Here is a 255-nt window from a genome sequence, read left to right as displayed (position 1 = left end):
ATGGTGGCTCGGCTGATACCGACAGTCCGGACAAACAGCCCCGTCTGTGACTTCTGATCGGCAAAGACATGCTCGACACGCGACCGGATAATGGATTTTCCTGCATTCGATTTCTGGATATGCCGGGACATAGGCTTGAGATGCGGCTTTTTGCGATGAACCTTGGAGACAAAGCCCTGCTTTTCCATGAAGTCTTCATTGGCTTTTGAGCGGTAGGCCGTGTCAGCCCAGACACTTGAGGCTGTATTGGTTTTA

At 51.4% G+C, this 255-nt stretch carries 1 protein-coding gene; it reads right to left on the bottom strand.

Translation table 11 applies throughout. From position 1 onward, the window contains the following. Window positions 1–255: transposase (locus tag HNW77_RS17405; protein WP_172159352.1), on the bottom strand; the 255-nt coding region annotated here is incomplete at both ends.

Source organism: Komagataeibacter melomenusus (genome assembly GCF_013155395.1).
GTDB lineage: Bacteria > Pseudomonadota > Alphaproteobacteria > Acetobacterales > Acetobacteraceae > Komagataeibacter > Komagataeibacter melomenusus.
The sequence above is the reverse complement of the archived record's forward strand: the minus strand, read 5'-3'. Positions and strand labels throughout refer to the sequence as shown.